This is a genomic window from Bradyrhizobium sp. AUGA SZCCT0182 (assembly GCF_018130185.1).
GTDB lineage: Bacteria > Pseudomonadota > Alphaproteobacteria > Rhizobiales > Xanthobacteraceae > Bradyrhizobium.
Genome location: NZ_JAFCLY010000001.1, coordinates 478,369 through 491,511, shown reverse-complemented (window position 1 = coordinate 491,511; position 13,143 = coordinate 478,369). Strand labels below are relative to the sequence as shown.

The 13,143-nt window shown below is 63.4% G+C and carries 12 protein-coding genes; 1 reads left to right on the top strand and 11 read right to left on the bottom strand.

Going from position 1 to position 13,143, the window contains the following annotated elements; genetic code table 11:
* Positions 1-381: 381 nt before the first annotated feature.
* The 3 genes from JQ611_RS02295 to JQ611_RS02285 form a co-directional block, all read right to left on the bottom strand.
* Positions 382-1,383: an Hsp33 family molecular chaperone gene (locus JQ611_RS02295; protein WP_212464391.1), complete on the bottom strand. Its 1,002-nt coding sequence runs from the start codon at positions 1,381-1,383 to the stop codon at positions 382-384.
* Positions 1,384-1,585: 202 nt separating this feature from the next.
* The gene (gene argF, locus JQ611_RS02290) at positions 1,586-2,512 is read right to left on the bottom strand and encodes an ornithine carbamoyltransferase (RefSeq protein WP_212267539.1); all 927 of its coding nucleotides are present in this window, start codon (positions 2,510-2,512) and stop codon (positions 1,586-1,588) included.
* The gene (locus JQ611_RS02285; RefSeq protein WP_212267537.1) at positions 2,512-3,717 is read right to left on the bottom strand and encodes an aspartate aminotransferase family protein; all 1,206 of its coding nucleotides are present in this window, start codon (positions 3,715-3,717) and stop codon (positions 2,512-2,514) included. Before JQ611_RS02285 ends, argF begins: the two co-directional genes overlap by 1 nt.
* A 569-nt stretch (positions 3,718-4,286) precedes the next feature.
* Here JQ611_RS02285 and JQ611_RS02280 point away from each other — a divergent pair.
* The gene (locus JQ611_RS02280) at positions 4,287-4,796 is read left to right on the top strand and encodes a GcrA family cell cycle regulator (protein ID WP_212267534.1); all 510 of its coding nucleotides are present in this window, start codon (positions 4,287-4,289) and stop codon (positions 4,794-4,796) included.
* Between the two features lie 169 nt (positions 4,797-4,965).
* On the opposite strand, the gene phoB is transcribed toward JQ611_RS02280, so the two are convergent.
* The 8 genes from phoB to JQ611_RS02240 all read right to left on the bottom strand — a co-directional run bounded on the left by phoB (position 4,966) and on the right by JQ611_RS02240 (position 12,967).
* Complete coding sequence (phoB, locus tag JQ611_RS02275; RefSeq protein ID WP_192735463.1) at positions 4,966-5,667, bottom strand: phosphate regulon transcriptional regulator PhoB; 702 nt, start codon at positions 5,665-5,667, stop codon at positions 4,966-4,968.
* Positions 5,668-5,742: 75 nt separating this feature from the next.
* The gene (gene phoU / locus JQ611_RS02270) at positions 5,743-6,459 is read right to left on the bottom strand and encodes a phosphate signaling complex protein PhoU (protein WP_212033448.1); all 717 of its coding nucleotides are present in this window, start codon (positions 6,457-6,459) and stop codon (positions 5,743-5,745) included.
* 23 nt (positions 6,460-6,482) lie between these two features.
* A complete protein-coding gene (pstB, locus tag JQ611_RS02265; protein ID WP_212267531.1) occupies positions 6,483-7,304 on the bottom strand; it encodes a phosphate ABC transporter ATP-binding protein PstB in 822 nt (273 codons plus the stop codon).
* Positions 7,301-8,146, bottom strand: coding sequence for a phosphate ABC transporter permease PstA (gene pstA / locus JQ611_RS02260; protein ID WP_212267528.1), 846 nt, complete (start codon positions 8,144-8,146; stop codon positions 7,301-7,303). The genes pstB and pstA overlap by 4 nt, the downstream gene beginning before the upstream one ends.
* Positions 8,147-8,149: 3 nt before the next feature.
* Positions 8,150-9,139, bottom strand: a complete 990-nt coding sequence (gene pstC / locus JQ611_RS02255) for a phosphate ABC transporter permease subunit PstC (protein ID WP_212267572.1) — start codon at positions 9,137-9,139, stop codon at positions 8,150-8,152.
* Positions 9,140-9,409: 270 nt separating this feature from the next.
* Positions 9,410-10,420, bottom strand: a complete 1,011-nt coding sequence (pstS, locus tag JQ611_RS02250) for a phosphate ABC transporter substrate-binding protein PstS (protein WP_212464390.1) — start codon at positions 10,418-10,420, stop codon at positions 9,410-9,412.
* Between the two features lie 143 nt (positions 10,421-10,563).
* Positions 10,564-11,868, bottom strand: coding sequence for an ATP-binding protein (locus tag JQ611_RS02245; protein WP_212464389.1), 1,305 nt, complete (start codon positions 11,866-11,868; stop codon positions 10,564-10,566).
* Positions 11,869-11,911: 43 nt separating this feature from the next.
* A complete protein-coding gene (locus JQ611_RS02240) occupies positions 11,912-12,967 on the bottom strand; it encodes a lysylphosphatidylglycerol synthase domain-containing protein (protein ID WP_212267522.1) in 1,056 nt (351 codons plus the stop codon).
* Between the last annotated feature and the right edge of the window lie 176 nt (positions 12,968-13,143).

The following is a 13,143-nucleotide window of genomic DNA, read 5'->3' as shown; positions in this document are numbered from 1 at the left end:
ACGGCTTGACGCCAGCAACGGGCGCCAGGACCACACGGTTTTGCCGTACGCTTATCCACGCCGTCGTCGAGGCGTAAACCAGCGTCCACCGCAACCCGTCCAACGTCCGTGACGACGGCCGACGCCCTTCTGAGTAGGACGGGATGGCCAAACACATATCTCTGATTTTACTTCTGGTAAACAGAAATATTTTTTATTTCGGGGCTTGACACGAATTCTGACAATCAGAACTGATTTGCCCGACGGGTTGTTTTGTCGCACTGATTGCCGCGCATCCGCCATTGCGAGCGCAGCGAAGCAATCCGTAGCGCCGCAAGCAGAGGAATGGATTGCTTCGTCGCTACGCTCCTCGCAATGACGGTGGTAGGCAGAATCGCATCCCTATTCCACACCCGCTTCATCCGGCGTGAACTCATAGACCGACGAGCAGAACTCGCAGGTCACCACCACCTTGCCGTCCTTGACCATTTCCGCACGGTCCTGCGGCTGGAAGCTTTTCAGCATCGATGACACCGCGTCGCGCGAGCAGGAGCATTGCGCGCGCAGCGGCAACGGCGTGAACACGCGCACGCCGCGTTCGTGGAACAGGCGATACAATAGGCGCTCGCCCGACAAATCCGGATCGAGCAGTTCGACATCCTCGACGGTCGAGATCAGCGACTGGCCTTCGACCCAGGCGTCGTCTTCGGCCACCGCATGCGTCACGGCGCCTTCTGGCGCATCGCCGGGATCGAGGTCGGCCTGCCGCGCCCGCTCCGGCGCCTGCGGCAGGAATTGCAGCAGCATGCCGCCGGCGCGCCAGCGGTGTTTCGGACCGTCGCCGCTGCCGCGCCATTCCTCGCCGACCGCAAGCCGCACGCGCGTCGGGATCTGCTCGGAGCGCAGGAAATATTCATGCGCGGCGTCTTCGAGATTGCCGCCTTCCAGCGCCACCAGGCCTTGATAGCGGCTCATGTCCGCGCCCTGGTCGATGGTCATCGCCAGATGACCGTTACCCAGCAGCGCGCCGGAGTCCTGCCCGTCCTTCAGCCGCGTCGCATCGAAGCGCGCATAGGCGCGCAGCCGATCCGGCAGCTGGAAATCCACGATCAGGAACGACACCGGGCCGTCGGTCTGGGTCTGCAGGATGAAGCGGCCGTCGAACTTCAGGGACGAGCCGAGCAGCGTCGCCAGCACGATGGCCTCGCCGAGCAGCTTGCAGACCGGAGCCGGGTAATCGTGCTTGGTCAGGATGTCGTCGAGCGCGGGGCCGAGCCGGGTCAGCCGTCCGCGCAGGTCGAGCGCGTTGACTTCGAACGGCAGCGCTGCATCGTCGATGGGAACCGCCGATGGCGCGCGGATCGGCGCTGAGGGCGTGATTTTGATGTCGGGGGATTGAGTCATGGCGCTTTATCTGGGGTCGAAGAGGGTGAATCGAAAGGGGGTATTACGTCGTCCCGGCGAAGGCCGGGACCCATAGCCACAGGGAGTTCTGAGTAAGGCAAGGCGTCAACCACTGCCTTCAATCGTTAGAGCCGCGGCGTATGGGTCCCGGCCCCCGTGCGCAACTGCGCACTAGGCCGGGACGACAGTTACGTTGGGGCCGCTACGCCACTTCGTTAAAACACCAGGCCAGAATGCCCTTTTGCGCATGCAGGCGGTTTTCGGCTTCGTCGAACACCACCGATTGCGGGCCGTCGATCACCTCGTCGGTGACCTCCTCACCGCGATGAGCCGGCAGGCAGTGCATGAACAGCGCATCACGCTTGGCCAGCGACATCAGCTGGGCGTTGACCTGGTAGGGCTTGAGCACGTTGTGGCGATGCTCGCCGTCCTTGTCGCCCATCGACACCCAGGTGTCGGTCACGACGCAGTCGGCGCCGGCGACGGCGGCTTCCGGGTCGTTGCCGAGCACGATCGGCGCCTGCGTCGCCTTGATCCAGTCCTTCATCGCCTTGTTCGGCGCGAGCTGCGGCGGGGTGGCCACGTTCAGTTTGAACTTCAGGCGTTCCGCCGCATGCGCCCATGACGCCAGCACGTTGTTGTCATCGCCGGTCCAGGCCACGGTGCGGCCCTCGATCGAGCCGCGATGCTCCTCGAACGTCATCAGGTCCGCCATCACCTGGCAGGGATGCGAGCGCCGGGTGAGCCCGTTGATGACGGGCACGGTGGCGTTGGCGGCAAGCTCCAGCAACGCATCGTGATTGAGGATGCGGATCATGATCGCATCGACGTAACGCGACAGCACGCGCGCGGTATCGGCGATGGTCTCGCCGCGGCCGAGTTGCATTTCCGCGCCGGTCAGCATGATGGCCTCGCCGCCGAGCTGGCGCATGCCGACGTCGAACGAGACCCGGGTGCGGGTCGACGGCCGTTCGAAGATCATCGCCAGGGTCTTGCCCTCGAGCGGCTTTCTGGGCGTCTCATGCGCCTTCAGCTTCGCCTTCATGGCGACGCTCAGGTCCAGCATGTTGCGCAATTCCTTCGGCGGCAGCTCGCTGATATCGAGAAAGTGACGTAGGGACTTGCTCATCACCCCGCCGCCTTCTTCTTGTCGCCTGACAGCGCGATGCAGGCGCGTTCGAGGCTTTGGACGGATTGCTCGATCTCGGATTCGGAAACGATCAGGGGCGCGAGGAAGCGCACGACATTGTCGCCGGCGCCGACCGTCAGCAGCTTCTGGTCCCGCAGCGCGGCGACGAGATCGCCCGAGGGCACCACGGCCTTGACGCCGATCAGCAGCCCTTCGCCGCGCACTTCCGCCAGCACGGAAGGATAGCGATCGACCACGGAAGCGAGCTTCTGTTTCAAGAGCAGCGACACTTTCTGCACGTGGTCGAAGAAGCCGGGTTTGAGCATCACGTCGAGCACCGCGTTGGCGGAGGCGATCGCCAGCGGGTTGCCGCCGAAGGTCGAGCCGTGCGAGCCCGGCGTCATGCCGGACGCCGCCTCTGCCGTGGCGAGACAGGCGCCGATCGGAAAGCCGCCGCCGAGCGCTTTTGCCAGCGACATGATGTCGGGGGTGACGCCGAGGCGCTTATAGGCAAACAGATCGCCGGTGCGGCCCATGCCGGTCTGCACCTCGTCGAAAATCAGCAGCAGGCCCTTGTCGTCGCACAATTGGCGGAGCGCCTTGTAGAACGCATGCGGCGCGCTGCGGACACCGCCCTCGCCCTGCACCGGCTCGATCAGGATGGCGGCGGTCTGCGGCCCGATCACCTTCTTCACCGCTTCGAGATCGCCATGCGCGACCTGGTCGAAGCCGTCCAGCGGCGGACCGAAACCTTCCAGATATTTGGCCGAGCCGGTCGCCGCCAGCGTGCCCAGCGTGCGGCCGTGGAACGCGCCCTCGAAGGTGACGATGCGGTAGCGCTCGGGATGTCCCTTGGCGGCGTGATAGCGGCGCGCGACCTTGATCGCGCATTCCATCGCTTCCGCGCCGGAATTACAGAAGAACACCAGATCGGCAAAGCTCTGCTCGCACAGCCTTGCTGCAAGCTTGTCGCCGTCCGGACTCCTGAACAGGTTCGACATGTGCCAGAGCTTGGTGGCCTGCTCCTGCAAGGCTGCGACCAGATGCGGATGGCAGTGGCCGAGCGCATTCACTGCCACACCCGAGGTGAAGTCGAGATAGCGCTCGCCTGACGTCGAGATCAGCCACGCGCCTTCGCCGCGTTCGAAACCGAGATCGACTCTCGCGAATACGGGAAGCAGATGCGACGGGGCGCTGTTGGTCATGGCTATCACTGACGGTTAGAGACCGGCCACATAGCGTGCATTGGCGCGAACGCGGCACAGCCGGTCTTGCGAAAACAAAACGTGCCGCCTTTTCGGGGCGGCACGTGACAGGCATTCTATGCTGGCTTTGGACCGTGTCAACACGCCGAAATCCGCTTGTTTTGAGCATGATCTCCGGGCAAGCGCCTTGCGCTTGTCCCGAGGGAAAACCGGCGTCCACTTTTCCGGATCATGCTCGAACCGCTTCCCTGCGGTGCAAGATAAAGCAATCCGTAGCATTCCGGTGCCGTGGAAAACTCCAATTACAATGCATAAATACCGGAACATGTGGACGCACGGACGCGTACTCTTGCGCCAGAGTCCCGCCATATTGTAGCGTCTGGGCTGTCGGGTACGACATCTCGTGCGGAAGTACTGACCCCTAGAGTCCATTTTGTAAGGCGTAAACGTTCGGGCGGCTTTTTTGCGCCCGGCGAGGGCTAAGGGATTCTGCCCGCTGGGATTTTTGAGAATTGGCATCGCCAGCGCTGCCCCCGGTTTGGCCGGCTCTGTGCGAAGGGAAGAATGCGATGACGGTATTGACCTGGTCCGACGAGCGCGTCGAGCAGCTTAAAAAGCTCTGGGAGGGCGGACTTTCCGCCAGCCAGATCGCCGCGGAACTCGGAAATGTGACGCGAAATGCAGTGATCGGCAAAGTGCACCGGCTGGGTCTCTCCGGCCGTGCCAAGAGCCCCTCCTCGGCCGCGCCGCGTCAGCGCAAGGCGCGCCCCGCCCAGCAGATGATGCGGGTGGCGCGCCCGGTGTCGCGCGGCAACACCGCGCTGGCCCACGCCTTCGAGGTGGAGATGGAGCCGGATCCGGTCGCCTACGACAATGTGGTGCCGATGAGCCAGCGGCTGACGCTGCTCGAATTGAACGAGGCCACCTGCCACTGGCCGATCGGCGACCCCTCCAGCTCGGAATTCTTTTTCTGCGGCGGCAAGGCGCTCAGCAGCCTGCCCTATTGCGCGCATCACTCGCGCATCGCCTATCAGCCGGCCTCCGATCGCCGCCGCCCGGCGCCGAAGCCGACCAGGTAAGGGCTGCGCATCAGCTACGCGGAAAATATCCGCTGTCGTCCCTGCGAACGCAGGGACCCATAACCACAGGCGATCGTGGTTAGGCTTGGCTGGAGCTCCAGCTCGCTTCAAAAATCGATACTTGTGGTTATGGGTCCCGGCCTTCGCCGGGACGACGATGGAGTATTGGCTACTCCACCTTCGCGAACCGATCATCCAGCGCGTAGCCGGCGCCGCGCACGGTGCGGATCGGGTCCTGTTCGCGGCCGGGGTTGAGCAGTTTGCGCAGGCGGCCGATATGGACGTCGACGGTACGCTCGTCGATGTAGATGTCGCGGCCCCAGACGCTGTCGAGCAGTTGCTCGCGGCTGAATACGCGGCCGGGATGTTCCAGGAAAAACTCCAGCAGGCGATATTCGGTGGGGCCGAGATCGATCGGACGGCCCGAGCGCGCGACGCGGCGCTTCTCGCGGTCGAGTTCGATATCGCCATAGGTCAGCACGGTGGCCAGCCGCTCCGGGCTCGCCCGCCGCAACAGGCCCTTCACCCGCGCCAGCAGCTCCGGCACCGAAAAGGGTTTTACGATGTAGTCGTCGGCGCCGGTCGCCAGCCCCCGCACCCGTTCGCTTTCCTCGCCGCGCGCGGTCAGCATGATGATCGGCAGCGCCTTGGTCTCCGGCCGCGCCCTTAAGCGGCGGCACAGTTCGATGCCGGACAGGCCCGGCAGCATCCAGTCCAGCACGATCAGGTCGGGCACCCGCTCCTTCAACCGTGTATCGGCGTCGTCACCGCGGGCGACGGTTTCGACCTCATAGCCTTCGGCATCGAGGTTGTAGCGCAGAAGCGTGGTGAGCGCTTCCTCGTCTTCAACCACCAGAATGCGTGCGTTCATCTATGTAAGCCTCTTGTGTTTTGACGCGCTGTCGATACGCGAAAAACGTCTCTCGTTCCGCTGTCAGTTCAGTAACTAGTTTCCCGGCACAGTCGTGGCAAAATTCGTCATGTCGCCCTTCGGGCGCTTGTCGAGGATCTGCTGGCCTTCGATCATGTAGAACACGGTCTCGGCGATGTTGGTGGCATGGTCGCCGATCCGCTCGATGTTCTTGGCGCAGAACATCAGATGGATACAGAACGAGATGTTGCGCGGATCTTCCATCATGTAGGTCAGGAGTTCGCGGAACAGCGAGGTGCAGATGGCGTCGACTTCCTCGTCGCCCTTCCAGACCGCCATCGCCGCCGGCAGGTCGTGCGACGCGTAGGCGTCAAGCACGGACTTGACCTGCGACTGCACCAGATCGGTCATGTGTTCGAGACCGCGGATCAGTTTCAGCGGCTGGAAATCGTTCTCCAGCGCCGCGACGCGCTTGCCCATGTTCTTGGCGAGGTCGCCGATCCGTTCCAGATCGGTGGCCACCCGCATGGCGCCGACGATCTCGCGCAGGTCGATGGCCATCGGCTGGCGGCGGGCAATCGTCAGCACCGCGCGTTCCTCGATCAGGTGCTGCAGGCGGTCGATCTCGGCGTCGGAGGCGACGACGCGTTTTCCCAGCGCAACGTCGCGCCGGATCAAGGCATCGACGGATTCGGTGATCATGCGTTCGGCAAGGCCGCCCATTTCGGCGACCAGGCGGGTCAATTCCTGAAGATCGCTGTCGAACGCCTTCGCGGTATGCTCTGAAGCCATTGTCTTCTCCTCGCGATGTGCGCTTAGCCGAACCGGCCGGTAATGTAATCCTGGGTGCGTCGGTCGCTCGGCGAGGTGAAAATCTTGTTGGTGTCGTCGAATTCGACCAGTTCACCGAGATACATGAAGGCGGTCTTGTCCGAGACGCGCGCCGCCTGCTGCATGTTATGGGTCACGATGGCGATGGTGTAGTCCTCCGCCAATTCTGTGATCAATTCCTCGACCTTGGCGGTCGAAATCGGGTCCAGCGCCGAGCAGGGCTCGTCGAACAGGATCACTTCAGGGCGCACCGCCACCGTGCGCGCGATACAGAGCCGCTGCTGCTGGCCGCCGGACAGGCTGAGGCCCGATGCATTCAGCTTGTCCTTGACCTCGTTCCACAGCGCACCGCCACGCAACGCCTTTTCGACGCGGCCGTCCATCTCGGATTTCGAGATCTTCTCATAAAGGCGGATGCCGAAGGCGATGTTTTCGTAGATCGTCATCGGAAACGGCGTCGGCTTCTGGAACACCATGCCGACCCGGGCGCGCAGCAGATTGAGATCGAGCTTGGGGTCGAGGATGTTGGTCTGGTCGAGCATCAATTGCCCGGTCGCCTTCTGGCCCGGATAGAGGTCGTACATCCGGTTGAAGATCCGCAGCAGCGTGGACTTGCCGCAGCCGGACGGCCCGATGAAGGCGGTGACGCGGTGGGTGCCGAGCGTGAGGTTGATGTTCTTCAGCGCGTGGTGCTCGCCATAGTAGAAGTTCAGGCCCCGCGCGGTCACTTTCGGCGGCGCGTCGGGCAGCGCCACGTGGGGAACGCCCGCGTTGACGGCACTCATGGATACAGAAACTTCGGTCATTTTGCGGTCCTCTCGGCGCCAAGGATGCGCGCGCCAATATTCAGGGCGAGTACGGTCAGGGTGATGAGCAGCGCCCCGCTCCAGGCGAGCTGCTTCCAGTATTCGTAGGGGCTCTGCACGAAGTTGTTGATGGTGACCGGCAGGTTCGCCATCGTCTTGGTGAGATCGAGGCTGAAGAACTGGTTCGACAGCGCGGTGAACAGCAGCGGCGCGGTTTCGCCGGCGACGCGGGCGGTGGCGAGCAGCACGCCGGTGATGAGACCACTTCGCGCGGCGCGATAGGCGATCCGCTTGATCACCAGCGAGCGCGGCAGGCCGAGCGCGGACGCCGCTTCACGCAGCGGATTGGGCACCAGGCCGAGCATGTCCTCGGTGGTGCGGACCACCACGGGGATCACGATCACGGCCAGCGCCAGACAGCCGGCAAAGGCCGAGAAGCCGCCCATCGGCACCACGATGGCGCCGTAGACGAACAGGCCGATGATGATCGAGGGCGCGCTGAGCAGGATGTCGTTGATGAAGCGGATCACCGAGGTGAGCCGGTCATGCTTGCCGTATTCGGCCAGATAGGTTCCGGCCAGCATGCCGAGCGGCGCGCCGATGCCGACCCCGATCGCAGTCATGATGATCGAACCGATGATCGCGTTGCGCAGACCGCCATCGGTCGAGCCGGGCGGCGGCGTGTCCTGGGTGAAGACGGCCAGGTTGAGGCCGGCCAGGCCGTTATAGAACAGCGTGAACAGGATCAGCGCTAGCCATGTCACGCCGAACAAGGCGGCGCCGACGCAGAGGCCCCGGATGATGATGTCATTGCGGCGGCGGGAGGCGTAAATCGGGTTCATGGCTCAGTTCCCCGCCTTCTTTTCCAGCCGCATCAGCATCAGCCGGGCGGCCGACAGGACGAAGAACGTCAGCACGAACAACAGCAGGCCGAGCAGGATCAGGCCGGACTGGTGCAGGCCGTCGCTCTCGGCGAATTCGCTGGCGATCGCCGCCGAGATCGTGGTGCCCGGCGCGAAGATCGAAGATGAGATCTTGAACGAGTTGCCGATGATGAAGGTGACCGCCATGGTTTCGCCGAGCGCGCGGCCGAGCGCCAGCATCACGCCGCCGATCACGCCGACCCTTGTGTAGGGGATCACCACGTTGCGGACGACTTCCCAGGTGGTGCAGCCGACGCCGTAGGCGGCTTCCTTCAGCACCGGCGGCACCGTCTTGAAGACGTCGACCGAGATCGAGGTGATGAAGGGCAGCACCATGATCGCAAGGATCAGCGCGGCGTTGAACAGGCTGAGATAAGACGGGGGACCTGCGAAGATGGTGCCGAGAACCGGGACGCCGTCGAAGATGCTGATCATGAACGGCTGGAACGAGTTGGCCAAAAACGGGCCCAGCACGAAGAAGCCCCACATGCCGTAGATGATCGAGGGAATGCCGGCGAGCAGTTCGACCGCGAGCCCGATCGGACGGCGCAGCCAGATCGGACAGATCTCGGTCAGGAACACCGCAATGCCGATACCGACCGGAATGGCGATCATCATCGCGATCACGGAGGTGATCAGCGTGCCGTAGATCGGCCCGAGCGCGCCCAGCACCGGCGGATCGGCTGATGGCGCCCAGCGCGAGGTGAACAGGAACGAGAAGCCGTATTCCCTGATCGCAGGCCAGGCGCCCACGATCAGCGATAAGATGATGCCGCCGAGAATGAGCAGCACCGAGATCGCACAGGCGCGCGTGAGCCAATAGAAGGTAACGTCACCAAGCTTGAAGGCGCTGAGGGCCCTGGCGCGATCGTAAGGTCCTGCAGCTTCCATCACGTCGCTCTGAACGGCCATGTCTGCCACGCCAATCCCCTGTACTGTATAGCCCAACTGCCCCGGACCCGGCGCCGGTTTTGCACCGGACTCTTGAACCAAGACCCCTGTCGGCCAAGACCCTGTCGACCAAGACCTTGTCGACCAAGTCACTCGGCAAACCAGACCCGCCCGTATTCGCCCTCCTGCCCGGAGGGAAAGACCCAACCCGGAAAGACCCGGGTTGGGCAAAGTGGGAGCACGCTCCCATTGTCGCCGGGCCGGAACGCCGCCCGGCTCTTGTTCTTAAGTTCAGCTCTTGATCTCGGCGGTCCAGGTCTTTTCGATCAGCTTAACCACGGAGTCCGGCATCGGGATGTAGTCGAGCTCCTCAGCCATCTTGCCGCCCTTCTCGAACGACCATTTGAAGAACTTGATGGCTTCCTGGGACGCGGCCTTATCGGTCGCGGACTTGTGCATCAGGATGAAGGTCGCGGCGGTGATCGGCCACGAGGTTTCGCCGGGCTGGTCGGTGAGGATGACGTAGTAGCCGGGCGCCTTCGCCCAGTCGGCGTTGGCCGCAGCAGCCTGGAACGAGGCTACCGTCGGCTGCACGGTCTTGCCTGCCTTGTTGACCATCGCGGCATAGGTCAGCTTGTTCTGCTTGGCGTAGGCGTACTCGACGTAGCCGATCGCGTTCTTGGTCTGGCCGATGTTGCCGGCAACGCCTTCATTGCCCTTGGCGCCAACGCCCGTCGGCCATTCGACCGCGGTGCCGAGACCGACCTTGGCCTTCCACTCGGCGTTCGACTTCGACAGATAGTCGGTGAAGTTGAAGGTGGTGCCCGAACCGTCGGAGCGGCGGACCACGGTGATGGCGTCGGTCGGCAGCTTCAGCTTCGGATTGAGCTTGGCAATCGCGGGATCGTCCCACTTCTTGATCTTGCCGAGATAGATGTCGCCGAGCACTTCGCCCGAGAGCACGAGTTCGCCCGACTTGATGCCTTCGAGGTTCACGACGGGGACGATCGCGCCCATCACCATCGGCCACTGCACGAGGCCATCCTTTTCGAGGGCCTCAGCCTTCAGCGGCGCATCGGTGGCGCCGAAGGTCACGGTCTTGGCCAGGATCTGCTTGATGCCGGCGCCGGAGCCGATCGACTGGTAGTTCAGACCGTTGCCGGTCTCCTTTTTGTAGGCATCGGCCCACTTGGAATAGACCGGGAACGGGAAGGTGGCGCCCGCGCCGGTGATATCGGCTGACAACGCCGAGGTCGAGGCGGCGACGAGGCCTGCCGCGACGATTGTCTTGATGAAATTCATGGCTGGTCTCCATCTGGTGAGCGAAGCGCCTGTTAACGCCCGATCGCGCTCACGCCGCATCCGTTTAGGTGCGGTCAATAGAGCTTTTACGAAGGTTCGATGACAGTTGGATGACAGACTCAAGCGATTGGAATCGCTAGAGTTTAAGTCCCTGCCGGGGGTTTCGCCTGGGGAAAGCAGGCGGTAAAAGTGGCCCCGTTTTTGGGCACGCTTTCGATCAAAAGCCGGCCGCGATGGCGGTTAACAATATGTTTCACCAAGGATAAACCGAGCCCGGTTCCACCCTGCGCCCGGCTGTCGCCGACATCGACCCGGTAGAACCGCTCGGTCAGCCGCGGCAGATGCTCCGGGGCAATTCCGGGCCCGAAATCGCGCACCAGGACGCGGACCTCAGGCGCGCCGTCGGCGGAATTCGCATGCACCAGCGAGACGATGACCTTGCCGCCGGACGCGCCATATTTGAGCGCGTTCTCGATCAAATTTTCGAACAGCCGCAGCAGCTCCTCGCGATCGCCCGCGATCGTCACCGGCAGCTCAGGCAGATCGATCTCGATGGCGACCTGGCGTTCATGCGCCAGCGGCTCCAGCCCGTCGGCGACCTGGCGGATGATGGGCACGATGTCGACCGAGGTATCGGGCCGAACATGCGCCGACAATTCGACCCGCGACAGCGACAAGAGATCGTCGATCAGCCGCGCCATGCGCGTCGCCTGCGCGTGCATGATCCCGAGAAAGCGCTCGCGCGCCTTGACGTCATCCTTGGCCGGCCCTTGCAGCGTATCGATGAAGCCGGACAGGGCGGCGAGCGGCGTACGCAGTTCGTGGCTGGCATTGGCGACGAAATCGGCGCGCATCTCCTCGACCCGGCGCAGCGGCGTCTGATCGTGGAACGTCATCAGCATGCACTTGTCGGCGCCGCCGAACAGCGTCGGCACCGGCACCGGCGTGATGATCAACTCCATCCAGCGGTCGACCGGCACATGGTCGAGATAGGTCGCGCGGCGCGGCTCGCTGGTCGCGATCGCCTCGCGCAGGGCGGTGATGATTTCGGGCGAGCGAAGCGCGAACTGGGCAAGCTCGTTCTTGCGCAAAGCGGGGGCAAGCTGGGCTGCCGCAGCATTGAGATGGATCACGCGGCCGGCGCGGTCGAGCAGCACGGCCGGATCCGGCATGCCGGCCACGACGGCGCTGACGGCGGCGGCTTCGACCGGATTGACGCCGCGAACGTCTTCGCGCGAGGTGGCCGTATCATGCAGCCGCCATGGCACCAGGGCTGCGGCGGCAATGCAGATAAAGGCGGCAATTGCGCGCGCCACCCCGAGTTCGCCGGTCGCAACGAATACCGACAAAGCGAGGCCCGCGACCAGCAGGATAATGGCCGAATGCCGTAACCGGTCGGACCATGGGGCAAAATAGGAGGAGGAAGAGGAGGAATCGTCTATCGCCATTGTTGGCTTTGTTCCCTCTGTCTTTTGCATCTTTTACGCGCTTTCAGGCGCCGGTGTCTCCACGCTCGCGCACATAGACGGCCTCACGTCTCGGCTCGGCGTCGGGGCCAGGCGCCAACTGGCGCAGGCGCTTCGACCGCGCACCCAGGATAACCTCCCGAAGCGTCAGCAAGATTACAGATATGACAAAAGGCGCAATATAATAGAGGACCCGGAACAGCAGCATCCCGGCCAGCAAATCCTCCCGGTCCATCTGCGAGAGGCCGACCAGCATGGCGGCATCGAAGACGCCGAGCCCGCCAGGGGAATGGCTGGCGAAACCCAGCAGCGTCGCCGAGACGAAGATGACCGCGACGAAGATAAAGTCGACATTGGACTCGCCCGGCACCAGCATATACATCGCCAGCGCGCAGAACCCGAGGTCGACGATGCCGATGCCGATCTGCAGCAGCGTCAGCGGCCCGCCCGGCAGCGTCACGCTCCAGGGTCCACGGCCGACCCCGCGGGGCTGGCTCCAGACCCAGACCACATAGCCGACGAGGCCGGCGATAATCGCAAACGCCAGGGCACGGTTGAGCCAGGCCGGCAACTGATCGATCGAAGCTGCGGCTTCCGGATGATAGGCGATGCCCAGCCCGAGCACGGCGGCGTTGCCGAGCCAGAAGGTGAGCCCGGCCAAGAAGCAGATCTTGGCGACGTCGATCGCGTTCAGACCCCAGGCCGAATAAATCCGGTAGCGCACCGCGCCGCCGGTGAAGACGCTGGCGCCGACATTGTGGCCGATCGAATAGGAGGTGAAGGCGGCCAGGGCGGTGACGCGGTAGGGGATGTGGGTGTGGCCGATCGCCCGCACCGCAAACAGATCGTAGAAGGTCAGCGTGAAGTAACCCGCGCCCACGAACAGCGCCGCCAGCACGATCTGGCGTGGTTCCGTGCTCTTGATGGCCTCGATCACCTCGTTGGAGTCGATGCCCCGCAGCATGTGATAGAGCACGTAGCACGCGGTTCCGATGACCGCGATACTGATCACAACCCCGAGCTTATGCAGGACCTGCTTCTGGCGCAGAAACGAAATCGCCCTGCGTATTGCTTCCAGCATCTAGACCTCGAATTGCGATCCCGCGACGACGGCAACGGTGCGAATTCCGCCGACACTCCGCTGCTCCCTGGGGACTCCAGTAGCGCGTTTTGGGCCGGAGTGGAATTCGTCTAACGACAATAAAACGCGGTTCTTCAATCTATTAGGCGGAATTGATGACAGTGGATGCACAGTTT

Bases quoted from the DNA above. Each gene is read 5' to 3' on its own strand.
- pstB (WP_212267531.1), bottom strand. From the start codon at position 7,304: ATGACCGAAGTTTCTGTATCCATGAGTGCCGTCAACGCGGGCGTTCCC.
- JQ611_RS02285 (WP_212267537.1), bottom strand. From the start codon at position 3,717: ATGACCAACAGCGCCCCGTCGCATCTGCTTCCCGTATTCGCGAGAGTC.
- pstC (WP_212267572.1), bottom strand. From the start codon at position 9,139: ATGGCCGTTCAGAGCGACGTGATGGAAGCTGCAGGACCTTACGATCGC.
- phoB (WP_192735463.1), bottom strand. From the start codon at position 5,667: ATGAACGCACGCATTCTGGTGGTTGAAGACGAGGAAGCGCTCACCACG.
- pstS (WP_212464390.1), bottom strand. From the start codon at position 10,420: ATGAATTTCATCAAGACAATCGTCGCGGCAGGCCTCGTCGCCGCCTCG.
- JQ611_RS02245 (WP_212464389.1), bottom strand. From the start codon at position 11,868: ATGGCGATAGACGATTCCTCCTCTTCCTCCTCCTATTTTGCCCCATGG.
- JQ611_RS02280 (WP_212267534.1), top strand. From the start codon at position 4,287: ATGACGGTATTGACCTGGTCCGACGAGCGCGTCGAGCAGCTTAAAAAG.
- JQ611_RS02240 (WP_212267522.1), bottom strand. From the start codon at position 12,967: ATGCTGGAAGCAATACGCAGGGCGATTTCGTTTCTGCGCCAGAAGCAG.
- argF (WP_212267539.1), bottom strand. From the start codon at position 2,512: ATGAGCAAGTCCCTACGTCACTTTCTCGATATCAGCGAGCTGCCGCCG.
- JQ611_RS02295 (WP_212464391.1), bottom strand. From the start codon at position 1,383: ATGACTCAATCCCCCGACATCAAAATCACGCCCTCAGCGCCGATCCGC.
- phoU (WP_212033448.1), bottom strand. From the start codon at position 6,459: ATGGCTTCAGAGCATACCGCGAAGGCGTTCGACAGCGATCTTCAGGAA.
- pstA (WP_212267528.1), bottom strand. From the start codon at position 8,146: ATGAACCCGATTTACGCCTCCCGCCGCCGCAATGACATCATCATCCGG.